Source organism: Microbacterium oleivorans NBRC 103075 (assembly GCF_001552475.1).
In the GTDB taxonomy this organism is placed as follows: Bacteria; Actinomycetota; Actinomycetes; order Actinomycetales; family Microbacteriaceae; genus Microbacterium; species Microbacterium oleivorans.
Genome location: NZ_BCRG01000001.1, coordinates 1 through 22,974, shown reverse-complemented (window position 1 = coordinate 22,974; position 22,974 = coordinate 1). Strand labels below are relative to the sequence as shown.

21 protein-coding genes are annotated in these 22,974 nt (G+C 69.2%); 12 read left to right on the top strand and 9 right to left on the bottom strand.

Features of this window, described 5'->3' with window-relative positions; genetic code table 11:
* Positions 1-39: 39 nt before the first annotated feature.
* From MO1_RS00105 to MO1_RS00090, 4 genes are all read right to left on the bottom strand, one after another.
* Positions 40-1,485, bottom strand: coding sequence for a GH1 family beta-glucosidase (locus tag MO1_RS00105; protein ID WP_060914859.1), 1,446 nt, complete (start codon positions 1,483-1,485; stop codon positions 40-42).
* Positions 1,486-1,528: 43 nt separating this feature from the next.
* Entirely contained in the window at positions 1,529-2,446 is a 918-nt protein-coding gene (locus MO1_RS00100) for a carbohydrate ABC transporter permease (protein ID WP_060914858.1), read from the bottom strand.
* Complete coding sequence (locus MO1_RS00095; RefSeq protein ID WP_036311019.1) at positions 2,443-3,471, bottom strand: carbohydrate ABC transporter permease; 1,029 nt, start codon at positions 3,469-3,471, stop codon at positions 2,443-2,445. Before MO1_RS00095 ends, MO1_RS00100 begins: the two co-directional genes overlap by 4 nt.
* An 81-nt stretch (positions 3,472-3,552) precedes the next feature.
* The gene (locus MO1_RS00090) at positions 3,553-4,827 is read right to left on the bottom strand and encodes an ABC transporter substrate-binding protein (protein ID WP_060914857.1); all 1,275 of its coding nucleotides are present in this window, start codon (positions 4,825-4,827) and stop codon (positions 3,553-3,555) included.
* Between the two features lie 229 nt (positions 4,828-5,056).
* Between MO1_RS00090 and purS the strand changes: the two genes are divergently transcribed.
* Together purS and purQ are read left to right on the top strand one after the other, a co-directional pair.
* Complete coding sequence (gene purS, locus MO1_RS00085) at positions 5,057-5,302, top strand: phosphoribosylformylglycinamidine synthase subunit PurS (protein WP_036311023.1); 246 nt, start codon at positions 5,057-5,059, stop codon at positions 5,300-5,302.
* Positions 5,299-6,006, top strand: coding sequence for a phosphoribosylformylglycinamidine synthase subunit PurQ (gene purQ / locus MO1_RS00080; protein WP_036311026.1), 708 nt, complete (start codon positions 5,299-5,301; stop codon positions 6,004-6,006). Before purS ends, purQ begins: the two co-directional genes overlap by 4 nt.
* Positions 6,007-6,045: 39 nt before the next feature.
* On the opposite strand, the gene MO1_RS00075 is transcribed toward purQ, so the two are convergent.
* Positions 6,046-8,577: an excinuclease ABC subunit UvrA gene (locus MO1_RS00075; protein ID WP_060914856.1), complete on the bottom strand. Its 2,532-nt coding sequence runs from the start codon at positions 8,575-8,577 to the stop codon at positions 6,046-6,048.
* Positions 8,578-8,632: 55 nt separating this feature from the next.
* Here MO1_RS00075 and MO1_RS00070 point away from each other — a divergent pair, with 55 nt between their 5' ends.
* Complete coding sequence (locus tag MO1_RS00070; protein ID WP_060914855.1) at positions 8,633-9,547, top strand: 2-hydroxyacid dehydrogenase; 915 nt, start codon at positions 8,633-8,635, stop codon at positions 9,545-9,547.
* A gap of 38 nt (positions 9,548-9,585) precedes the next feature.
* Here the strand turns inward: MO1_RS00070 and MO1_RS00065 are convergent, their stop codons facing one another.
* Complete coding sequence (locus MO1_RS00065) at positions 9,586-10,104, bottom strand: adenine phosphoribosyltransferase (protein WP_060914854.1); 519 nt, start codon at positions 10,102-10,104, stop codon at positions 9,586-9,588.
* A 225-nt stretch (positions 10,105-10,329) separates the two neighbouring features.
* On the opposite strand from MO1_RS00065, the gene MO1_RS00060 reads away from it, so the two are divergent.
* From MO1_RS00060 to MO1_RS00045, 4 genes are read left to right on the top strand one after another with little or no spacing between them, the layout of a single operon-like run.
* Entirely contained in the window at positions 10,330-12,021 is a 1,692-nt protein-coding gene (locus MO1_RS00060; protein WP_060914853.1) for a glycoside hydrolase family 13 protein, read from the top strand.
* A 1-nt stretch (position 12,022) separates the two neighbouring features.
* Positions 12,023-13,048, top strand: a complete 1,026-nt coding sequence (locus MO1_RS00055; RefSeq protein ID WP_036311037.1) for a LacI family DNA-binding transcriptional regulator — start codon at positions 12,023-12,025, stop codon at positions 13,046-13,048.
* A gap of 10 nt (positions 13,049-13,058) precedes the next feature.
* On the top strand, positions 13,059-14,273 hold the full coding sequence (locus MO1_RS00050) for an amidohydrolase (RefSeq protein ID WP_060914852.1): 1,215 nt from the start codon (positions 13,059-13,061) through the stop codon (positions 14,271-14,273).
* Positions 14,270-15,085, top strand: coding sequence for a hypothetical protein (locus MO1_RS00045; protein WP_060914851.1), 816 nt, complete (start codon positions 14,270-14,272; stop codon positions 15,083-15,085). Before MO1_RS00050 ends, MO1_RS00045 begins: the two co-directional genes overlap by 4 nt.
* On the opposite strand, the gene MO1_RS00040 is transcribed toward MO1_RS00045, so the two are convergent.
* Entirely contained in the window at positions 15,079-16,143 is a 1,065-nt protein-coding gene (locus MO1_RS00040; RefSeq protein ID WP_060914850.1) for a VanZ family protein, read from the bottom strand. The two genes, MO1_RS00045 and MO1_RS00040, sit on opposite strands and share 7 nt — an antisense overlap.
* Positions 16,144-16,205: 62 nt before the next feature.
* On the opposite strand from MO1_RS00040, the gene MO1_RS00035 reads away from it, so the two are divergent.
* The 4 genes from MO1_RS00035 to sufU are packed head-to-tail and all read left to right on the top strand — an operon-like array spanning position 16,206 to position 20,836.
* Positions 16,206-18,257, top strand: a complete 2,052-nt coding sequence (locus tag MO1_RS00035; protein ID WP_060914849.1) for an APC family permease — start codon at positions 16,206-16,208, stop codon at positions 18,255-18,257.
* A 34-nt stretch (positions 18,258-18,291) separates the two neighbouring features.
* The gene (locus tag MO1_RS00030) at positions 18,292-19,032 is read left to right on the top strand and encodes a hypothetical protein (protein WP_060914848.1); all 741 of its coding nucleotides are present in this window, start codon (positions 18,292-18,294) and stop codon (positions 19,030-19,032) included.
* 50 nt (positions 19,033-19,082) lie between these two features.
* Positions 19,083-20,378, top strand: coding sequence for a SufS family cysteine desulfurase (locus MO1_RS00025; protein ID WP_081416975.1), 1,296 nt, complete (start codon positions 19,083-19,085; stop codon positions 20,376-20,378).
* A complete protein-coding gene (sufU, locus tag MO1_RS00020; RefSeq protein ID WP_036311050.1) occupies positions 20,375-20,836 on the top strand; it encodes a Fe-S cluster assembly sulfur transfer protein SufU in 462 nt (153 codons plus the stop codon). The genes MO1_RS00025 and sufU overlap by 4 nt, the downstream gene beginning before the upstream one ends.
* 33 nt (positions 20,837-20,869) lie before the next feature.
* Here the strand turns inward: sufU and MO1_RS00015 are convergent, their stop codons facing one another.
* Together MO1_RS00015 and MO1_RS00010 are read right to left on the bottom strand one after the other, a co-directional pair.
* Positions 20,870-21,838 (bottom strand): SRPBCC family protein, encoded by a 969-nt coding sequence (locus MO1_RS00015; protein WP_060914847.1) that lies wholly within the window; start codon positions 21,836-21,838, stop codon positions 20,870-20,872.
* A gap of 23 nt (positions 21,839-21,861) precedes the next feature.
* On the bottom strand, positions 21,862-22,197 hold the full coding sequence (locus MO1_RS00010; protein ID WP_370670630.1) for an ArsR/SmtB family transcription factor: 336 nt from the start codon (positions 22,195-22,197) through the stop codon (positions 21,862-21,864).
* A 190-nt stretch (positions 22,198-22,387) separates the two neighbouring features.
* Here MO1_RS00010 and MO1_RS00005 point away from each other — a divergent pair.
* Positions 22,388-22,974 (top strand): DUF222 domain-containing protein (locus tag MO1_RS00005; RefSeq protein WP_157526329.1); only part of this gene is annotated, 587 nt, incomplete at its 3' end.

The following is a 22,974-nucleotide window of genomic DNA, read 5'->3' as shown; positions in this document are numbered from 1 at the left end:
AGTGAAGGGTTTCGGACACGGCCACCTCGGGGAGTGCAGTCAATCGATCGCTCGGGCAGCGATGACCCGACGATACTCCAGAGCACTGTCCTTGAACGTCCGTTCCTGCGTGGCGTAATCGACCCGGATCAGGCCGAACCGCTTGTCGTACCCCCACGCCCACTCGAAGTTGTCCATCAGCGACCAGTAGAAGTAGCCCCGCACGTCGACGCCCGCATCGGCGGCGTCGAGGATCGCGCCGAGGTGACCACGGAGGAATTCGACGCGATCGGCGTCGTGCACCCGCACGTCACCGTCTTCGACCACGGTCTCGTCGTCGAAGGCGGCGCCGTTCTCGGTCACGAACAGCGCCGTTCCGGCATCCTTCGCGTACTCGTCCCAGACCCGCTCGAGGAGCACGGTCAGGCCCGCGGGCTGCACTTCCCAGTGCATCGCCGTTCGCGGCAGGCCGCGCTCATACCAGTGGATGCCGTCGCCCGCCGGCCAGGGCGAACCCACCACGCGGTCGGTCGGCGCATCGCCGGGAAGGGGCGGGTCGGCCGGGGCGCTGCCGCCGACGAACTCGCCGTGGTAATAGTTCACGCCCAGCACGTCGAGGCGCTGAGAGATCGTGTCGACGTCGCCCGGGTGCACGGCGGCCTCGAAGCGGGCGACCGCGTCGGGGTCGACGGCGCGGATGTCCGAGACGATGTCCTCGGGGTAGCTTCCCCGGAAGATCGGGTCGAGGAACCACCGGTTGAACTGGCCGTCGATCCGGCGCGCGGCGTCGACGTCGTCGGGCTTGGCCGGGTCGGCGGCTTCGGCGACGGTGAGGTTCAGGGTGATGCCGAGGTTCAGCGCGGGGTCGCGGCGCCGGAGCTCCTCGACCACGAGGCCGTGCCCGCGGAGCAGGTGGTGGGATGCCAGCATCCCGTCACCGATGCTGAACCGACCGGGGGCATGGATGCCGCCCGTGTAGCTGAGGAACGACGAGCACCACGGCTCGTTGAGGGTCGTCCAGTCCGACACCCGATCGCCCAGCGCGTCGTGGACCGACAGGGCGTACTCGGCGAACCGCTCGCTCGTCTCGCGCACCGTCCACCCGCCCTGCTCTTCGAGCGTCTGCGGCAGGTCCCAGTGGTACAGCGTGAGCCACGGACGGATGCCGGCCCTCAAGAGCTCGTCGACGAGGCGCTCGTAGAAGTCGATGCCCTTCGCGTTGACCGGTCCGCCGTCAGGACGGACCCGCGACCACGAGGTCGAGAACCGGTATGTCTCGAGGCCGAGGTCCTTCATGAGCGCGACGTCGCCCCGGTAGCGGTGGTAGTGGTCGCACGCGACGTCGCCGTTGTCGGCTCCGATGACGGCGCCCGGGACCCGGCTGAAGGCATCCCAGATCGAGGCGGTCCGGCCGTCCTCGAAGGCTGCACCCTCGATCTGGTAGGCGGCGGTCGCGGCACCGAAGAGGAAGTCGGTCGGGAAGGGGCGTGAGACGGAGGCGGGCACGGGGGCAGAGTACTCCTGCGAAAGCACGTTCACGGGATGCCCGTCAGCCCTTGACCGCGCCGGCCATGATGCCGCTCACGAGCTGCTTGCCGGCGAAGACGAACAGCAGGATCAGGGGCACGGTGGCCAGCAGGACGCCCGCGAGGACGATGGAGTAGTCGACGAAGTAGTTGGCCTGCAGGAGCGACAGCGCGACCGGAAGCGTCGGGCTCTGCCGGTCGAGCACGATGAACGGCCAGAAGAACTGGTTCCAGGCACCGACGAACGTGAACAGGAACAGCATCGCCGCGGCGGGACGTGCGGCGGTGACACCGACGGTCCAGAAGGTGCGGATCTGGCTCGCACCGTCGACTCGCGCCGCCTCGATGAGCTCATCGGGAACGGTCTGGCCGATGTACTGCGTCATCCAGAACACCCCGAATGCGCTCGTGAGTGCGGGGACGATGACCGCGCCGATGGTGCCCGTCCACCCCATGTCGGCGAAGAGGATGTAGAGCGGAACGACACCGAGCTGCATCGGCACCGCCATCGTCGCGACGACGAAGGCGAGCAGGAATTTGCTCCCGCGGAAGCGCAGCTTGGCGAAGGCCCAGCCCGCGAGCGTCGAGAAGACGACGACGGATGCCGCGATCACCGTCGAGCTGAAGATCGAGTTCCAGAGCGCGAGCCAGAAGTTGACGGCCGGATCGTTCATGACCGAGAGCGCGTTCGACACGAAGTTCGCGCCGGGGATCCACGACATGTTCGGGTCGTTGATCGTGAACTGGTCGCCGGAGCCGATGAGGAACGACCAGTAGTAGGGGAAGATCGCCGAGACGGCGACGACACCGAGTCCGACGTAGACCCAGAAGCCGGCGCGGACGCCGCGGATGCGGGTGGTCCGCTCGCCACGGCGACGTCGCGCCGCGTTCGGGATGTTCTCTTCGACGATGGCCAGGGGCGGCTCGCTGATGGTGGTCATCGTCCGGCATCCTTTCGTGCGCGTCGCGGCATCTTGACGCCGCGGCCACCCTCGTCACGGACGAGGCGGCGGGTGATGAGGAGGTTCACGAGGCCGATCACCACGATGATGATGAACAGGATCCACGCGAGGGCGGCGGCGCGACCGAAATTGAACTCGCCCCAGCCGATGTTGTAGAGGTACAGCGTGATCGTCAGCCATTGCTGAGCCGCACCACCCTCACCCGTGTTGTCGAACATGCGGGGCTCGTCGAAGATCTGCAGACCGCCAATCGTCGAGGTGATGATGACGAAGATGAGCGTCGGCCGGAGCGACGGGAGCGTGATGCTGACGAACTGCCGGAGGGCGCCGGCGCCGTCGACCGTGGCCGCCTCGTAGTACTCGCGAGGCACCGCCTGCATGGCGGCCAGGAGGATGAGGGCGTTGTAGCCGGTCCAGCGGAAGTTGACCATCGTCGCGATCGCGACGTGGCTCCAGAACGGATCCTTGTGCCAGGCGATCGGTTCGAGTCCGAGCGTGCCGAGCGCGTTGTTCACGAGGCCGTGCACGTCGCCGAACATGTTGCTGAAGATCAGTGCGACGGCGACGGGGGCCATGACGAAGGGGAGCAGCACGCTCATGCGCCAGAACGTTTTCGCCCGGATGTTGCGGTCGAGCATCGCGGCGATGAACAGCGCCAGGAGCAGCTGCGGGACGGTGGACAGCAGGAAGATGCTGAAGGTGTTGCGGAGGGCGACCCAGAACTTGGGGTCGTTCAGGATCCAGGCGTACTGATCGAACCCGACGAAGGTGCCGGAGTTGCGGATCAGGTCCCATTCCTGGAACGAGATGACCGCCGTGAAGCCGATCGGGAAGAGCCCCACGACGGCGAACATGAGGAAGAACGGGGAGATGTAGAGGTAGGGCGAGACCTTCACGTCCCACCGGCTGAGCCGCTGGCGGAAGGAGAGCACGCGGATCGGACGGTCCGTGGCAGCGGGCCGGTCCTCGAGGGGGGTCCGGGGTCGGATGTCGGTGGTGGTCACGTGGCGTCTCTCCGTCGTGGTCGAGCGATGGTGGGGATGCCGGCCGCCGCAAGCGCGGCCGGCATCCCGGTCAGGGACGGATCAGAAGGCCTCGACCTCGGCGACCCAGGTCTTCCACGCGGCATCCTCGGACTCCGACTTGTCGAAGACACGGTTCACGGCGTTCTGCAGTGCGTCGTGGTACTTGAAGTAGTCGGCGCTCTTGAACGGCAGGACCGTGACGGCCTCTGCGCGGTCTGCACCGATCTCTCCGGTCTTGGCACCGTTGTAGTAGTCGTTGACGTAGCCCTGGAGGTCCGGGTTCTCGTACGCGTCGACCTGGCTCGGGAAGGCGCCCACGTTGACGAACGCCTCGACCTGCTGCTCGGGCGCGGACAGCCACTCAGCGAGCTTCTGCGCTTCCTCGACGTGCTTTCCCTTGGCGGGGATGGTCAGGTAAGAACCGCCCCAGTTGCCGCCACCATTGGGGAAGGTGTTCGCGATCTTCCAGTTCTTCTGGTCGGGCGCGTAGCCCGAGATGATGCCCTGCATCCAGCCGGGGCACAGCACGGTCGCGAAATCATCGCCCTGGAAGGACGCGATCCAGTCATCGCCCCACTGAGCCGAGTAAGCGGAGTTGGGAACCGCGCGCTCGATGACGCTCTTGTACGCGTCGGCGATCTCGGGGTTCGAGGTCGCGATGACGGACCCGTCGGGCTTGTCGTAGGTGTACTCGATCTGGTTGACGATGCCCTGCAGAACAGAGTTGGCCGAGTCGATCATGGACTTGCCCGACGCCTCGCGGTACTTGTCGGCGACGTCGAAATAGTTGTTCCAGTCGCCGTCGAACAGCGCCTCGACCTCGGCGGGCTCAGAAGGCAGGCCGGCAGCCTCGAAGAGGTCCGAGCGGTAGCAGATGGCCTGCGGGCCGATGTCGGTGCCGTAGCCGATGAGGTTCCCCTTGGGGTCTGTCGCGGCCTTCTCCTTCCAGTCCAGCCAACGGCCCTTGAGGTCGTCGGGGACGGGAGTGAGCAGGTCGGAGTATTGCATGGCTTCGCTGAGCCAGTCGACCTCGACGGCCTCGATGTCGGCGAGACCGCCCTTGCCGAGCTTCTGGAAGAAGTTCTTGCGGGCATCGCCCGACTCGGCCGCCTTGTTGTGGACGATTGTGACGTTCGGGTTCGCGTCCTCGTACTTCTGGAGGAATTCGTCGGTGTAACCGAAGTTGTTGAAGGTCGCGATGGTCAGCGTGACCTTCTCGCCTTCTGCTCCGGTGCCGCCCTGGTTGCCGCCGCCGGCACAGCCGGCGAGGACGAGAGCGGAGGTGGTGGCGACGCCGGCGATCAGTCCGACGCGGCGCAGGGCGCGTGCGTTCACAGAACACTCCTTTGTGGTGTGGCGAGAGCGAGGTGCAGGCCTCCCTGTGTGGGAGCGCTCTCATCGAGTGGTGCCGACGCTATGGGATCGCTCCCAAACGTGTCAAGGGAGCGCTCCCACGGGTGCGGTCACGGTTTGGTCACGGCGGGCGACGGCGGGAAACGGTGAGGTGGCGCGCGGGCCCTAGACTTGACCCGCACCCCTGCCCGCGACATCCCGGAGCTTTCTGATGCCCACCATCGTCGTCGACGTCATGCCCAAGGCCGAGCTCCTGGACCCGCAGGGGAAGGCCGTCGCCGGAGCCCTGCACCGCCTCGGACACGCCGGTTTCGGCGACGTCCGCATCGGCAAGCGCTTCGAGCTCACTGTCGACAGCGCCGACGAGGCGACCCTCGCCGCCGTCAAGACGATCGCCGAAGAGATCCTGTCGAACTCGGTGATCGAGGACGTCGTCGGCATCGAGGTTGTCGAGTGACCGTTCGCGTCGGGGTCATCACCTTCCCCGGCTCGCTGGACGACGGCGACGCGCGCCGCGCCGTCCGTCTCGCCGGCGCCGAGCCCGTCGCCCTCTGGCACGGCTCGCACGACCTCGAGGGCGTGGACGCTCTCGTCCTCCCCGGCGGCTTCAGCTACGGCGACTACCTGCGCGCCGGCGCCATCGCCGCGCTCGCCCCGATCATGTCCGAGGTGAAGGATGCCGCGGCCAAGGGCATGCCGATCCTCGGTATCTGCAACGGCTTCCAGATGCTCGTCGAGGCGCACCTGCTGCCGGGCGGTCTGATCCGCAACGCACACCAGCAGTTCATCCGCCGCGATCAGCGCCTCGTCGTCGAGAACGCCGACACCGCCTGGACGAGCGAGTTCCGCCGCGGGCAGGAGATCGTCATCCCTTTGAAGAACGCCGACGGCGGCTACATCGCCTCCGACGAGACGCTCGCGCGGATCCAGGGGGAGAACCTCATCGCCTTCCGGTACGCGGGCGTCAACCCGAACGGGTCGATGGACGACATCGCCGGCCTCACGAACGAGCATGGCAACGTCGTGGGCCTCATGCCCCACCCCGAGCACGCGATCGAGCCCGGGTTCGGTCCTGACACCTCCGCGGCTATGCGGTCGGGCGTCGACGGCCTGCAGTTCTTCACGGCGGCCGTCTCCGCCGTCGTGCATTCGGCGGCCTGACGCCGCGAGAAGGGCTCCCGCGACCTCAGCCGGCGACGCTCACGCGCCGAGTCGGCGCGCGAGGTGCGGAGCGGTGCGGCTGTCGGCATCGGCGGCCACCGCATCGGGGGTTCCTGCCGCGACGATGCGACCACCGGCATCTCCGCCGGACGGCCCCAGGTCGATGACCCAGTCGGCCGCCGCAACGACGTCCATGTCGTGCTCGACCACGACGACCGTGTCGCCGGAGTCGACGAGGGCGTGCAGCTGCGCGAGGAGCCGCCGGACGTCGGCCGGGTGCAGACCCGTCGTCGGCTCGTCGAGCAGGTAGAGCGTGTGTCCGCGCCGCGCGCGCTGCAGTTCGGTCGCGAGCTTGATGCGCTGCGCCTCGCCGCCCGACAGCTCGGTCGCGGGCTGGCCGAGGCGCAGGTAGCCGAGGCCGACGTCCTGCAGGGTTCGGAGGCTGCGGGATGCCACAGGCACCGCCTCGAGGAACGTCGCCGCCTCGTCGACCGTCAGCGCGAGGACGTCGGCGATCGTCTTACCGTCGTAGATGACCTCGAGGGTCTCGGCGTTGTAGCGCGCACCGTGGCAGGTCGGGCACCGGCCGTAGCTGCCGGGGAGGAAGAGGAGTTCGACCGAGACGTAGCCCTCGCCGAGGCACGTCTCGCACCGACCGCCCGCGACGTTGAACGAGAACCGGCCCGCCGTGTAGCCCCGCTCTCGGGCGAGGTCGGTCGCCGCGAACACCGAGCGGACGCCGTCGAAGAGCCCCGTGTAGGTTGCGAGGTTCGACCGCGGGGTGCGGCCGATCGGCTTCTGATCCACGCGGACGAGCCGGTCGATGCGCTCAAGCCCTGAGACGTTCCCGACCCGCAGGGTGTCGACGGATGCCGCTGGCAGAGCCGCCTCGGCGAGCCCCTCCGGCGCGTCGTCGGGGTTGTCGGCCGAGTCGTCGGCATCCGTCGCCGCTCCGCCGCGCAGGTGCCGCTCGACGACCTCGCGGAGAACGCGGCTGACGAGGGTCGACTTGCCCGACCCCGAGACGCCCGTGACGGCGACGAGGGTGCCGAGCGGGAATTCAGCGTCGAGGCCGTCGAGGTTGTGGAGCGAGACGCCCTCGAGCGACAGCGTGCCGTCTCCCCTCCGCCGCTCTCGCCGAAGGGGCGCGGCGTCGTCGGGGAACAGGAACGGACGCGTCGCCGACTCGGTGATCTCGGCCAGGCCGTCGACCTCGCCGGAGTAGAGGACGGCTCCGCCGGCTTCACCGGCACCGGGGCCGACATCGACGATCCAGTCCGCACGACGGACGACGTCCATGTTGTGTTCGACGACGAAGACGGAGTTGCCGGAGGCGCGAAGCTGCTCGAGCACGTCGAGGAGCGGGGCCGCGTCGGCGGGGTGCAGGCCGGCCGACGGCTCGTCGAGCACATAGACCACGCCGAAGAGCCCCGACCGCAGCTGCGTCGCAAGGCGCAACCGCTGCATCTCGCCGGGCGAGAGCGTCGTCGTGACCCGGCCGAGGCCGAGATAGCCGAGGCCGAGGTCGAGGAGCACCTGGATGCGGGCGACCAGGTCGGTCGTGAGGGCGACGGCGACGTCGGTCCGCTCGCCGGATTCGGTCGTCGGGAGGGCGGGCGCGGCATCGTCGATCAGCGTCGTCGGACGGAGGACCTCGGCGAGCTCGCGGATGGGGAGGGCATTCAGTTCGGCGATCGTGTGCCCGGCGAAGGTGACGGCGAGCGCTTCGCGGCGGAGACCGGTGCCCTGGCAGAGCGGGCACACGCCGGTGCGGACGAAGGCGAGCACCTTGGTGCGCATCGACGCGCTCTTCGAGTCGGACAGCGTGTGGAAGACGTACTTCTTCGCGCTCCAGAACATTCCGTTGTAGGGCTTCGCAACGCGGTCGCGCTGCGGTGTGATCTGCACGACGGGCTGCTCGTCGGTGAAGAGCAGCCAGTCGCGGTCGGCCCGGTCGAGCTCGCGCCAGGGGCGGTCGACGTCGTAGCCGAGCGCGATCGTGATGTCGCGGAGGTTCTTGGCCTGCCAGGCCCCCGGCCAAGCGGCGATGGCACCCTCGCGGATGCTGAGTGATGGATCGGGGACGAGGGTCTCCTCGGTCACCGTGTGCGCGACGCCGACGCCGTGACATTCGGGGCAGGCGCCCGCGGCGGTGTTGGGCGAGAACGCGTCGGAGTCGAGCCGCGTCGTGAATCCGGCGGGAAAAGTACCGGCGCGCGAGAAGAGCATGCGCAGCGAGTTCGACAGGGTCGTCACCGTGCCGACGCTGGAGCGCGAGCTGGGGGCGCCGCGACGCTGCTGCAGGGCGACCGCCGGCGGGAGGCCGCTGATCGAGTCGACGTGCGGGTCGTGCCCCTGCTGGATCAAGCGCCGCGCGTACGGCGCGACCGACTCGAGGTAGCGACGCTGCGCCTCGGTGAAGATCGTCCCGAATGCCAACGAGGACTTGCCCGAGCCCGAGACACCGGTGAAAGCGACGATCGCGTCACGCGGCACGTCGACGTCCACGTTCCGGAGGTTGTTCTCGTTCGCTCCCCGCACGCGGACGAAGGCATCAGGGTTTTCGGGCATCGGACAAGCCTATGCGCGGGCCGGGCACCCGGGGCCGCGCGCTAGCCTCGGTCGCATGGCTTCGATCAGCGTCAGCGTCCCGTCCGCCCGCCTCGCCGAGGAACTCTCCGGCATCGACGGGGCGGACGTCTTCGTCTGGAAGATGGATGCCGCGTCGCCGCGCCCACGCATCGACATCGTCGTCCCGCCCTACATGTCGGGAAACCCGCTCGGATGGCTCGAGGGCGTGGAGGTGGGCCTCGTCCAGGGGCAGGCCATCGGGTACGACGGCATCGAAGATCGCCTCCCCGCCGGCGTGGTCTTCGCGAACGCAGCGACCGTGCATGAAGCCGCCACCGCCGAGCTCGCCGTAGCACTGACGCTCACCGCGCAGCGCAGCATCGACCGGTTCGTCCGGGCGCAGGCATCCGGTGACTGGGGACAGATCTCGACGGCGGGCCTCGCCGATCGGCGCGTCATGGTGCTCGGGTACGGCGGCGTCGGCAAGGCCGTCGCCGCCCGCCTCGCCCCGTTCGAAATCGACCTGGTAGCGGTCGCGTCGAGCGCGCGCGACGAGAACGGCATCCACGTCCACAGCGTCGACGAGCTCCCCGACCTGTTGCCCGGCGTCGACATCGTCATCGTCACCCTGCCTGGGGGCGACGCCACCCGGCACATCGTGGATGACGGGTTCCTGTCGGCGCTCGCCGAGGGAGCCCTCGTGGTCAACGTCGGCCGCGGGACGCTCGTCGACACGGATGCCCTCGTTGCACATGTGAAGAGCCGCGGCATCCGTGCGGCCCTCGACGTCACCGACCCCGAGCCGCTTCCTGCCGATCACCCGCTGTGGTCGCTCGAGGGTGTCGTGATCGCGCCGCACGTGGGCGGCGCGACCGACGCGATGCACCCGCGGATCGTGCGCCTGCTGCGCCGTCAGATCGGGCATGTCCTCGCGGGTGAGGCGCCCGAGAACGTCGTCATCCGCACCTGATCAGGCGGTGGACAGCCTGATCAGACGATCGACACTGCTCAGACGGTGAACACGCTGTGCACGGGGCCGCAGACCTCGCGGCCCTGCAGCGCAGAGAGCTCCATCAGCACCGAGGTGCCGGCGAGGGTGTAGCCGAGCTGCTCGAGCAGCTGCTGGCCGGCGCGGAGCGTGCCCCCCGTGGCGAGGACGTCGTCGACAAGCAGGACGCGTGCTCCGGCGGCGAGGTCTCCCGACATCTCGATCGTCGCGCTGCCGTACTCGAGGTCGTAGCTCACCGCGCCGGCCGGGCGCGGCAGCTTGCCCGCCTTGCGGATGGGCGCGAGCCCGGTGCCCGAGGCGATCGCGATCGCACCTGCGAGCAGGAACCCGCGCGCCTCGACCCCGGCGACCACGTCGAAGGAGCCGACGAACGGCTCGGCCATGGCCATCGCGATGGTGCGGAGGCCCGCGGCATCCGCCAGCAGCGGCGAGACATCGCGGAAGAGGATGCCGGGCTCGGGGAAGTCGGGGATCGTCGCGATGAGCGATTCGGCTCGGGCGAGTGCGTCGGGATTCACTGGGTCGAGATTACGCGACCGCACCCGCACGGCACGTCCTGCGTCGCGGATTCGGACATCCGCGCGGGATTCGGAGGGGCACGCGCTTGCGCATCCGAATCCGCGCCTGATCTCCGAATCTGCGAGGGTGGCGAGGGCGAGGCGGGGGGCCGCGGGCAGGGTGGCGAGGGCAGGGTGGTGAGGGCGGATGCCGCGTGCGCAAGCGCTTGCACTAGGCTGGCGCGCATGACCTCGACCCCCTCCTCGACCGCCACGTCGACGCTGGCCCCGATCGGCGAGAGCCGCCCCGGCGCCGAGTGGTGGCGCACCGCCGTCATCTACCAGATCTACCCCCGCTCGTTCGCCGACGCCTCGGGCGACGGCATCGGCGACCTGCCCGGCATCACGGCGCACCTCGACGACCTCGCCTCGCTCGGCGTCGACGCCGTGTGGCTGAGCCCCTTCTTCACCTCTCCGCAGAAGGATGCCGGCTACGACGTCGCCGACTACCGTGACGTCGACCCGCTCTTCGGCACCCTCGGCGACTTCGACGACATGCTCGAGGCGGCGCACGCCCGCGACATCCGCGTCATCATCGACCTGGTCCCGAACCACTCCTCGGACAAGCACGTCTGGTTCCAGCAGGCCCTTGCTGCCGGTCCGGGCAGCCCCGAACGCGGCCGCTACATGTTCCGCGACGGCACGGGCGAGAACGGCGAGCTGCCCCCCAACAACTGGGAGTCCGTCTTCGGCGGCCCGGCATGGACCCGCATCGAGCCCACCTCCGCAGAAGATCCGGGCCAGTGGTACCTGCACCTCTTCGACAGTTCGCAGCCCGACTTCGACTGGAACAACCCTGAGGTCCGCGCCGCGTTCGAGAAGACGCTCCGCTTCTGGCTCGACCGCGGCGTCGACGGCTTCCGCGTCGACGTGGCCCACGGCCTGATCAAGGCAGACGGCCTGCCCGACTACACCCCGCCGGCCGAGGCCGACTCGATGGGTGGCGCAGAGCCGGTCCCGTACTGGGGCCAGGACGGCGTGCACCAGGTCTGGCGTGAATGGCACCGCGTGCTCGACGAGTACGAGGGTGACCGCGCCCTCTGCGCCGAAGCGTGGCTTCCGACGGTCGACGAGACTGCGAAGTGGGTGCGCTCCGACGAGATGCACCAGGCCTTCAACTTCCCTTACGCGATGAGCGAGTGGGATGCCGCGCAGCTGCGCGTCGTCATCAGCGAGTCCCTGCGGGCCTTCCCTGCCGTCGGCGCCCCGGCGACCTGGGTCCTCTCGAACCACGACGTCATCCGCCACGCGACCCGCCTGGCGATGCCCGGCCACCCGCAGGGCCACGGCGTCGGACCCAGCACTCCCGGCAAGCCCGACCCCGCCGTCGGGCTGCGCCGCGCCCGCGCGGCGACGGCGCTCATGCTGGCCCTGCCCGGCTCGTCGTACCTGTACCAGGGCGAGGAGCTCGGCCTCCCCGAGGCGATGGAGCTGCCCGACGACGTCCGCCAGGACCCGACCTGGTTCCGCACGAACGGCGAGCGCTACGGCCGTGACGGATGCCGCGTCCCGCTTCCCTGGACCGCCGATCAGAGCGCGTTCGGCTTCAGCCAGACGGGCGAGAGCTGGCTGCCGCAGCCGGCGGAGTGGACCGCTCTGGCCCGCGACGTGCAGGAGGACCAGCCCGACTCGACGCTGTGGCTCTACCGCACGCTGCTCGCGACGCGACGCGCCCACGACCTCGGCGCGGGGTCGCTCGAATGGCTCGACGGTTTCGGCGACGACGTCATCGCGTTCCGCAACGGCGACGTGACCGTCATCGCGAACGTCGGCACGACGCCCGTCGCACTCCCGAAGGGCACGCTGCTGGTCGAGAGCGACGCCTTCGCGGGACGCGAACTGCCGGCCGACACCACCGTGTGGATCGCCGCGGACTGACGTGACCGGCATCGACGACGTCGCCCGCGCCGCAGGCGTGTCGGCGGCGACCGTCTCACGCGCGCTCAGCGGGCGCGGGCGCATCTCCGATGCGACCCGCGTCCGCGTGCGCGCTGCCGCCGCCGAACTCGGCTACGTCGTCTCGGCCGCGGCATCCGCTCTCGCGACCGGACATGCGGCGAACATCGGCGTCGTCGTGCCGTTGCTCGACCGCTGGTTCTTCGCGAACGTGCTCGACGGCATCGCGAGCCGTCTGGCACCGCGGGGCTACGACATGACGCTGTACAGCATGAGCGAGGACCCTTCCCAGCGCGACGGCGTGCTCGACGTGTCCCTCCGTCGCGGCCGGGTCGACGGGCTCATCGTCCTGTCCCTCACGCTCGCCGACGACGAGGTCGATCGGCTCCTCGCGCTCGACCTGCCCGTCGTGGGACTCAGCGCGACGAGCGCACGCCTTCCGGCATTGCGCGTCGACGAGCTCGCCGTCGCGCGTGCCGCGACCGAGCACCTGCTGCGCCTCGGACACCGGCGCATCGCGCACATCGGCGCGGGGCACGACGGCGAGCCGGGGCTCGACATCCCCTCGCTCCGCCGGCACGGGTTCCAGTCCACGATGGCGGATGCCGGCATCCCGAACGCCCCCTTCACGCCCGCGGACTTCACGATCGAGGGCGGCCACCGGGCGGCTCTCGCACTCCTCGACGGTGCCGAACCGCCGACGGCGATCTTCGCGGCGTCGGACGAGATCGCCTTCGGAGCGCTCTTCGCGGCGCGGGACCGCGGCCTCGACGTTCCCGCGGACCTCTCCGTCGTCGGCGTCGACGGGCACGAGATGGGCGACTTCTTCGGCCTCACGACGATCGCGCAGTTCCCGCACGAGCAGGGCGAGCGCGCAGCGGATGCCGTCCTCGCCGCACTCGAGGGACGCGATGAGCTCGGCGATCTGGCCTTCCGACTCGTCGAACGCAGCTCCACGAGCCGTCCCCGTGGAGGAGTCGCTGAGGTAGCCGGGACCTCCGCGCCGTAGGCTCGACATCATGTCCCTCGATCTCGAAGCGATCTACACCGATCTGCACCGGCACCCGGAACTGTCGTTCCAGGAGACCCGGACGGCCGGAGTCATCACACGCGAGCTCGCTGCGCTCGGCCTCGACTACGAGGAGGGCGTCGGTCGCACCGGTGTCGTGACGGTCATCCGTAACGGCGACGGTCCCGTCGTCTGGCTCCGCGCCGACATGGACGGCCTCCCCGTCGCCGAGCAGACCGGACTCCCCTACGCCAGCACGGCGCGCGGTGTCGACCCCGCCGGGCAGGATGTCCCCGTCATGCACGCGTGCGGACACGACATGCACGTCACGGCGATGCTCGGCGCCCTCGAGAAGCTGAATGCGTCGCAGGACGAGTGGTCCGGCACGGTCGTCGCCGTCTTCCAGCCCGCCGAGGAGTACGGCGCCGGCGCGCAGGCGATGATCGCCGACGGCGTCTTCGACCGGTACCCGAAGCCCGACATCGTGCTCGGCCAGCACCTGACGCCGCTCCCCGCCGGCACGATCGGTGTGCGCCCGGGGACGCAGATGGCGGCATCCGACGGCATCACGGTCGTCCTGCACGGCCGCGGCGGCCACGGCTCGCGGCCGCACTCCACGATCGATCCTGTCGTGATGGCGGCGGCGACGGTCATGCGGCTGCAGACGATCGTCTCGCGCGAGGTCGACCCCCGCGAGATGGCTGTCGTCACCGTCGGATCGATCCACGCGGGCCTGAAGAACAACATCATCCCGGCCGAGGCGACGCTCGAGCTGAGCCTGCGCTACCCGAACGACACGGCGCGCGCCGACGTCCTCGAGCGCGTCGAGCGGGTCGTCCGTGCCGAGGCCGCGGCATCCGGTGCGGAGCAGGAACCCACGATCTCGACCCTCCACACCCTGCCGCCGACGATCAACGACGCGGACTCGACCGCGCGACTGACCGCGGCGATGGACCGCGCCTTCGGCGAGGGCACCGTCGTCGACCCGGGCATGTTCACCGGCAGCGAGGACGTCTCGTGGTTCGCCCGTGACAGCGGCGCTCCGCTCGTGTACTGGTTCTGGGGCGGGGTCGACCCGCAGCAGTACGCGGATGCCGTCGCCGCCGGCACGATCTCGCGCGACATCCCGACGAACCACTCGCCGTACTTCGCACCCGTCCTGCACCCGACCATCGAGCGCGGCGTCGACGCCCTGACCGTCGCTGCGCGGGAGTTCCTCACGTGAGCAACGACGACTGGCTGCCGTTCGCCCCGCTCGACCCGCAGGAGCACCAGAAGCCGCCGCGTCCGGAGAACCCGAACCGGGTCCCGATGATCCTCGGTGCGGTCGCCGGTGTTCTGCTGGTCGCCGTGATCGTCGTCGTCAGCGTGTACCTGCTGCGCGCGACCGAGCCGACGACGGCGGCACCCGCCCCGACACAGAGCTCGCAGGCCCCGCCGCAGCCGACTCCCTCGACACCGCAGGAGCCGGAGCAGTCGGAGCCCGCCGAGGAGGAGCCGCCCGTTGCGGCATCCACCGTCGTGATGAACGGGGCGGGCTTCACCGTGAAGACCGCCGACGGCGAGGTCTCCCACAAGTGGGCGGATGACGCGGCTCCCGCGATCGCCGCTCTGACGAAGGCCTTCGGCACCGCGCCGAAGGAGGACTTCGTCAACGGCGACGCCGAGAACTGGGCCTACGACATCTACGTGTGGCCGGGCTTCCGCCTGTACGACGTGTTCCTCGGCGACGGCGGTCGATCTCGCAGCGAAGTGCCCGCACCGACCTGGGTGACCGTCAGTTCGGGAGTGCCGCAGGACGTGCAGATCACGAACGAGTTCGGCGTCGCCGTCGGCGACAGCCTCGACCAGGCCCGCAGTAAGGGGCCCTTCGACGAGTTCGCTCTCCCGAACGGGCACGTGCGCCTCACCTTCGGCGAGGGCCGCGGCACGTTCTACAGCAACGGCAAGCGGGAATTCAGCGCATTCGTCGACTCCGACGAGTCCGCGCAGAAGGTCGCCTCGATCACCTACACCTTCCGCGCCCGCGGTCAGTGAGGTGCCGGTGCGCTCGACCGCGCGTCGACGAGCTCGCGGCCGGTGACGAGCCCGGGAAGTCCGCGTCCGGCGCGCGTCGTGAAGAGCAGCACCGTTGACGTGACGAAGAACACGAAGACGAGGATGCCGGCGTCGCCGAAGATCTGACCGAGAAGCAGGTAGCCCCCGATACCGCCGATGAAGCGGAGCAATCGGGCGGCGAGCTCCGGGAGGCGGCCTCCCTCGTAGCGGAGTTCGACTGCGAGGTCGCCGATCGACCGGCCGGTGGCGAGGACGACCCCGAGCCAGAGCACGATCGGTACCCATCCCGTCGCGATGTCGGCGATGACGGCGTCGGCGACCAGGTCCTCCCGGCACAACGCGAACTGCAGGAACAGCTGCACGACCGTGCCGACGGCGCCGCCGACGATCGTGGCGCCGAGGAGGTCGCAGACGGCACCGAGGAGGCGCCGGCCGCGGGTGACGGGGCGAGGAGCACCGGCATCCGCTGCCTTCTCGACACCGCGCAGCCGCGACGGGACGAGGAGGCCCAGGATCGACCCGACGAGAGCGCCCAGGGTATTCGTCAGCAGGTCACCCACGTCGAAGAGGCGGTAGCCGCAGGGGAAGATCCCCCAGACGCCGGTCAGCTGTGTCGTCTCGATGAGGAGCGACAGGACGAAACCCGCCAGAACGCCGACGACGATCCCGCGGCGCCCGACGACACGGATGAGGACGCCGAGCGGAATGAAGAGGAGAACATTGAGAACGACCTGGAGCAGCCGTATGTCCGTGAATGGCGAACCGTCGGCGAACGCACCGACGACGTCGTTCACGGTGGGTTCGAGCGACAGCACAGCGCCCACGCAGCGGTAGTCGTCCGAAGCCGGCAGCGGGAGGAGGGTGTAGGTCCAGATCGCCATGAAGTAGACGAGGGATGCCGCCCAGAACGCCATCCGGCCCAGGGTCAACCGGCCGCGCCGACGGTAGCTGACAGCCACGAGCGGGACGAAGAGCAAGAGCCCGACGAGGCCGCCGAAGAGGATCGCGACCACCGCGGGGAATACTTGTCCGCCCATGCGGGGAGTCTAGGGAATGGAGCGCGACTCGCTCGCGTTGCGGCGGGTTCGCGGGAGGCGTAATGTCGCCCGCCGTGACCAATGACAGCCGCGATCCGAACGCGGCCCCCTCTCCCACCGTGAAGCGGATGCTGATCGGTGAGCCCCTCGACTCCGAGAAGCTCGACGCGCAACTCCTGCCCAAGAAGCGCGCCCTCCCGATCTTCGCGTCCGACGCGCTCTCCTCGGTGGCCTACGCGCCCCAGGAACTGCTGATGATCCTGCTCATCGGCGGCACCGCATTCATGGCCTTCGCGCCGCCGGTCGCCGCCGCGGTCGTGGTGCTCCTCGTCGTCGTGGTCCTCAGCTACCGCCAGCTCATCAAGGCCTACCCCTCGGGCGGTGGCGACTACGAAGTCGCCCGCACGAACATCGGCGAGAAGGCCGGCGTCGTCGTCGGCTCCGCCCTGCTCGTCGACTACGTCCTGACCGTCGCGGTCTCGGTCTCGTCGGGTGTCGACAACATCATCTCGGCGCTTCCCGGCCTTAACCCGTGGCGCGTCGAACTGGCGGTCACCTTCGTCATCCTGCTGGTCATCGTCAACCTCCGCGGCGTGCGCGAAGCGTCGCAGGCCTTCGCGATCCCCACCTACGTGTTCATCGGCTCCGTCGCGCTCATGATCGGCACCGGTCTGTTCCGGTGGGCGGTCGGCGACGCCCCGGTGGCTGCGAGCGCGGCGTACACGGTCGAGCCCGAGAGCCTGTCGCAGGTCGCGTTCGTCCTGCTGCTCCTCCGAGCGTTCTCGAGCGGCTGCTCCGCGCTCACCGGTGTCGAGGCCGTGAGCAACGGCGTTCCCGCGTTCCGCACGCCGAAGGTGAAGAACGCGCAGACGACCCTCGTGCTCATGGGCGGCATCGCGATCGTCCTGTTCGCCGGGCTCACCGCTCTCGCGCTCATCTCGGGAGTGCATTACGCCGAGAACCCCTGCTCGCTGATCGGGTTCGACTGCAAGGCGGGCCCCCAGCCGAGCCTCATGGCCCAGGTCGCCGCCGCGACCTTCGGCGGCGACTCGATCTTCTTCTTCATCATTCAGGCGGCGACCGCGTGTGTGCTGCTGCTCGCCGCCAACACCGCGTTCAACGGGTTCCCGCTCCTCGGCTCGGTGCTCGCCCGCGACAGCTACGCGCCCAAGGCGCTGAACTCGCGTGGCGACCGCCTCGTGTTCTCCAACGGGATGCTGATCCTCGGCGGTGCGGCCATCGCGATCCTCGTGGTGTTCCAGGCCAACCTGACGACCCTCATCCAGCTCTACATCATCGGCGTCTTCGTCTCGTTCTCGCTCGGCCAGATCGGCATGGTCCGCCACTGGCGCCGCGAGCTGAAGCTGCTGAAGGGGAACACCCCGCAGCGGCGCGCGGCGCTGTCGGGTCTCGTGATCAACACGGTCGGCGCGGCGTTCACCGTCGCGGTGCTGGCGATCGTGACGATCACGAAGTTCACCCACGGCGCGTGGCTCGTCTTCCTCGCGATGCCCGTCCTCGCGTTCCTCATGATCGGCGTCAACCGGTACTACCGCGACGTCGAGCACGAGATCGAGATGGACGACACCGTGAAGTACGGCTCGTCGGGCGACCTCGCGATCATCCTCGTCGGCAAGCTGCAGAAGCCGGTCGCGAAGGCGATCGACTACGCCCTCGCGGCCAAGCACGAGAAGACGCTGGCCGTGCACGTCGCCGTCACGTCCGACGACATCGCCGAGCTGAAGGCCGATTGGGAGTACCACCGGATGCGGGTGCCCCTCGTCGTCGTCGACTCGCCCTACCGCCACTACGGCTCGCCGCTGATCGGTTTCATCGAGAAGTACCGCGAGAAGAACGGCCCCGCGGTCGTGACCGTCTACATGCCGCAGTACATCGTGGGGCACTGGTGGGAGACCCCGCTCCACAACCGTCGCGCGCGCCGGATCGCGCAGCAGCTGATGATGGTGCACGGGGTCACCGTGACCCTCGTGCCCTGGCTGCTCGACTCGTCCGAGATCGTCTACGGCCGGCGCTCCCGGCCGCTTCCGGGCGATGACCGCGGTGGCCGCATCGACCAGCGTCATTACGGTTTGGTAGAGCATTCCGGCGACTGATGGACGAAACCCGCCGGACTGCCAAGATGAGCGCATGTCCGACGGTCGACGCCCCCGTGCGCTGCTGCTCCTCTTGACGACGGCCGGCGTGCTCGCCATCGCCGTCGCGGTGGCGATCGTTCTGCTGGTCGGCAGGATGCCGGCCCCCGTCGCCGCTCCCGCGCCGAGCTCGCCCGCACCGGCGGCTTCGACCGGCCCGTCGCCCACTCCGACCGAGGTCGAGGAGCCGACGGCGAGCGCGGTCGTCTTGAGCGGGGGCGGTTTCTCGATCGTCGCGACAGACGGGTCGGACCTCTACAGCTACGACTGGCACGACGACGCGGCCCCGGCTGTCACCGCTCTCGCCGAGGCGTTCGGGGTGGAGCCGTCCACGTCGACGATCGAGGGCGACGGCACGCACTTCCCCGACTACACGTCGTACGACTGGGACGGATTCGCTTTCCGCGACATGGTCGCCGCCGACGGCGGCAAGCCGCGCGACGAGTACTTCCAGCCGTCGTACGTCCAGATCACGTCGAAGGCCGTCGGGGACATCGCGGTGACTCCGGAGTTCGACCTGCAGGTCGGGATGCCGTCGGACGAGGTGCGCTCGCTCGGGCCCGACGAAGAGGTCGCTGCTGCCGACGGGTCGCCGCGATTCTTCTTCGCGATCGACCGCTCCTTCGACGACGATGTCGAGAACCCCACCCCGGAGGAGTACGCCCTCTGGGTGAGGACCGATCCCACCGATCAGACGGTGACGGCGATCACCTACCGCCCCCACTCCGCTCTCTGAGCGTTACGGCCCACCGGCCGGGGGAGGCTGCACCGGCGTAGCCTAGAGGGGTGACTTCCCCCGCCCTGTCCGAGTCGACCACGCTCGACGCTGTCCGGCTGCGCGAGGACTTCCCGATCCTCCAGCAGGAGGTGAACGGGCACCCGCTCGTCTACCTCGACTCCGGCGCGACGAGCCAGAAACCGCGCCAAGTGCTGCAGGCCGAGTACGACTTCCTCACACGCAGCAACGCAGCCGTGCACCGCGGAGCGCACACGCTCGCCGCCGAGGCGACCGACCTGTTCGAGGATGCCCGGTCCACCGTCGCTCGCTTCGTCGGGGCCCGCGAGGAGCAGCTCGTCTGGACCAGTGGCGCGACCCTGGGCCTCAACCTCGTGGCGTACTCGATCGGCAACGCGACGCTCGGTCGGGGGGCACCGGCATCCGCTCGGTTCGCGCTGCAGCCCGGCGACGAGATCGTGGCGACGGAGACCGAGCACCACGCGAACCTCATCCCCTGGCAGGAACTCGCCGCCCGGACCGGTGCCGTGCTGCGCCACATCCCGGTGCAGGACGACGGCCGTCTCGACCTGGACGCTGCCGCCCAGCTCATCGGCGAGCGCACCCGGATCGTCGCGTTCTCGCACGTGTCGAATGTGCTGGGGATCGTGAACCCGGTGGCCGAGATCGTCGCCCTCGCGCAGAAGGTCGGCGCTCTCACGGTGCTGGATGCGTGCCAGTCCGCTCCGCACATGCGTCTCGACCTGCCGGCCATGGGGGTCGACCTCGCTGTCTTCAGCGGTCACAAGATGCTCGGGCCCTACGGAATCGGCGGCCTGTATGGGCGGAGCGATGTCCTCGAGGCGCTGCCGCCGTTCCTCACCGGTGGGTCGATGATCACGACCGTGACCCTCGACGAGGCGGGCTACCTGCCGCCGCCGCAGCGGTTCGAGGCCGGCACGCAGCCGATCGGCCCTGCCATCGGCCTCGCCGCCGCCGTCTCGTACCTCGAGAACGCCGGCATGTCCTCCGTGCACGCGCACGAGGTCCGACTCGCCGAGCGGATGCGGGAGGGGCTCGTCGACATCCCCGGCATCCGCCTGCTCGGCGATGCACCGGGCGCCGAGCGCGTCGGACTCTGGAGCTTCGTGGTCGACGGTGTGCACGCGCACGACGCCGGTCAGTTCCTCGACGCGCAGGGCATCGCCGTGCGGGTCGGGCACCACTGCGCGGCTCCGCTTCACCGGCGGTTCGGCGTGACGGCATCCGTCCGCGCCTCCGCCGCCCTGTACAACACCGACACCGACGTCGATGCCCTGGTCGATGCCGTCAGCGGCATCCGGTCCTATTTCGGAGTGAACGAATGAACGGTCTCGACTCGCTGTACCAGGAGCTCATCCTGGACCACTCGAAGCACCCGCACGGGCAGGGTCTGTCTCCGGAAGAGGGACGCACGGCGAGCTCGCATCAGCACAACCCGATGTGCGGCGACGACATCACGCTGCGCGTGCGCGTCGACGACGTCGGCGAGCGGATCGTCGACCTGTCGTGGGAGGGCTCGGGCTGCTCGATCTCGCAGGCGTCCGCGTCGATGCTCGCCGCACTGATCGAAGAGGACGGCGGCGAGGCCGGCCTGCCGCGCGAAGCCGCCGTCGCGCTCATCGACGGGTTCCGGGAGGCGCTGCGCTCGCGCGGTGCGATCCCGCTCGACGAGGAGACGTTCGCCGATGCCGCGGCCCTGTCGGGGGTCTCGAAGTTCTCGGCGCGCGTCAAGTGCGCGATGCTCGCGTGGGTCGCGCTCGAGGACGCCCTCGCCCGGGCCTGAGCCGGCGGACGAGGACGTCGCTTCGGCCAGGCGTCACGCCGCCTGCAGCACCTCGCGCTCGAGACGAGCGTACGACGCTTCCATACCGTCGGCCATGCCGGTGGCGAGGATCATGTCGCGCGTCTGGATGTCGGGGTATTCGATGAGGAGCGTCAGCAGCGTGGCGCCGTCCTCCTCGTAGAACTGCATGTCGTTCGTCGTCGAGGGGCCGTCCATCCCGATCATCTTCTCGGTGCTGACGGAACGCCGCGGCTCGTCGAGGAGCAGCGTCTCGCCCTCGAAGCCGAAGCGCGTCTCGGGGTCGCCGTCCTGTTCCCAGACGTTCCGGTAGTGCTCACCGACGACGCACTCGACCATCGACCACCCGTCGGGCCCCAGCATCCACTTCTTCATCAGCTCGGGGTCGTTGTGCGCGCGCCACACGAGATCGCGCGGACCGTCGACGAGGCGCGTGATGCGCACGTGGACGTCATCGAGGAGCTCGACGTTCGTGCCCTTGCCCTGGAACCACTCGCGGAGGTCGTGCAGCACGGTGTCGAGCTGGTTCATCGCGAGGCGCGAGCCTTCGACAGCGCCCATCGCGACGACCTGCTCGAGGGCCTCGACGGACGTGAAGTAGGTGATGTTCGAGAGCCGCGAGCCGGTCGCGGTCTGATCGAACGAGAAGCGCATCCGCATCGACGGGAACTCGGCGAGCGGCTCCCCGTTCTCGTCGGCGAACGCATCGAGGACCTCGAAGCTCCGCCCCTCGTCGATCGCGAGGAATTCCCACGTGCCGCGCGAAGACTCACCCGTCGGGCTCGTCATCGCGTAGTGCGCGTGGCCGCCGACGGCGAAGTCGAACGCGGTGAAGGTGGCCGGCCAACCGGGAGGACCCCAGAACCGCTCGAGCTGGCGCGGCTGCGTGAACGCGCGCCACAGACGGTCGACGGGGGCGTCGACATCGGCGGTGAGTGTCATCGTGAGGTTGTCGGTGTCGGTCGTGATGTCGGTGACGGGCATGTCCTACTCCTTCGTGGGATGGGTCAATTCTCGGGCTCGGCCAGAAGAGCGTCGAGCCGGTCGATGCGCGAGCGCCACAGCTCTTCGTACTGGCCGAGGAGCGCGCGGGCTCGGGCGATCATGTCGGGGTCCGCTCGGATGAGACGCTCGCGCCCCTCGGCCCGCTTGACGACGAGCTCTGCCGCCTCGAGCACGGCGATGTGCTTCTGCACCGCCGCGAACGACATGTCGTAGTCGGCCGCGAGCGTCGAGATGGACTGTTCGCGCTCGAGAGTCCGACGCAGGATGTCGCGCCGCGTCGCCGTCGCCAGCGCGTGGAAGACGCGGTCGATCTGTTCATCGGTGAGCTCATTCGCCATTCGTGCAACCATTTGGTTGTACGTTAGACCGGCGGATGCCGCCCGTCAAGAGGTGTTCTGTGTTCCTGCACTATCGCGAGCGAATGCTCTCAACGAGATGAAGAAACCCTCATCTTCGGGGGTGCGCACAACGTGTCCGTTCGGCGGATTTCGACGCCTTGATGTCGGTGGTTGGTGCAAGAGTGAAGGTATGACGGACGCGATGGAAACCCCCGGTGGCGAGAACTATCTCGCCACCCTGGCGGGCATCGTTTCTGATGTGGGCGACGTCGCGGTCGAGATGGCCCGGGTGCAGGTCCGCGAGCTTCGAGTGCTGGCCGCGGCCGGTCGCCTGGCGGAGGAGCAGGCCGCGCCGAGGAACGCGAAAGTGCGCCTCCACGACATCGCGCTCCGGTCGATCGCCGCGGAGGTCGGTGGGGTTCTGCGGGCGACGGACCGCACCGTGCAACGCCGGATCGGCGAGGCCCGCACGATCATCGAAGGGTTTCCCGCCGCGGTGGTGGCGTGGGAGTCGGGTCGGATCGTCCGGGAGCACGTGCGGGCGATCGTCGATGCCGGGACGACACTGCCCGCAGAGATGTGGGCCGAGTTCGAATCGATCGCGATCGAACGGTGCGAGAAGGAGACGCCGAACCGCGTGCGGGGTGAGCTGGAGATCGTCGCGCACCGGATGCACCCGCGATCGTTCGCGGAACGCCACGAGGAGGCCGCAGCGGGCCGGTGCGTGCGGCTGATTTCCGGGCGAGATGGGATGAGCGATCTCATCGCGACGCTCCC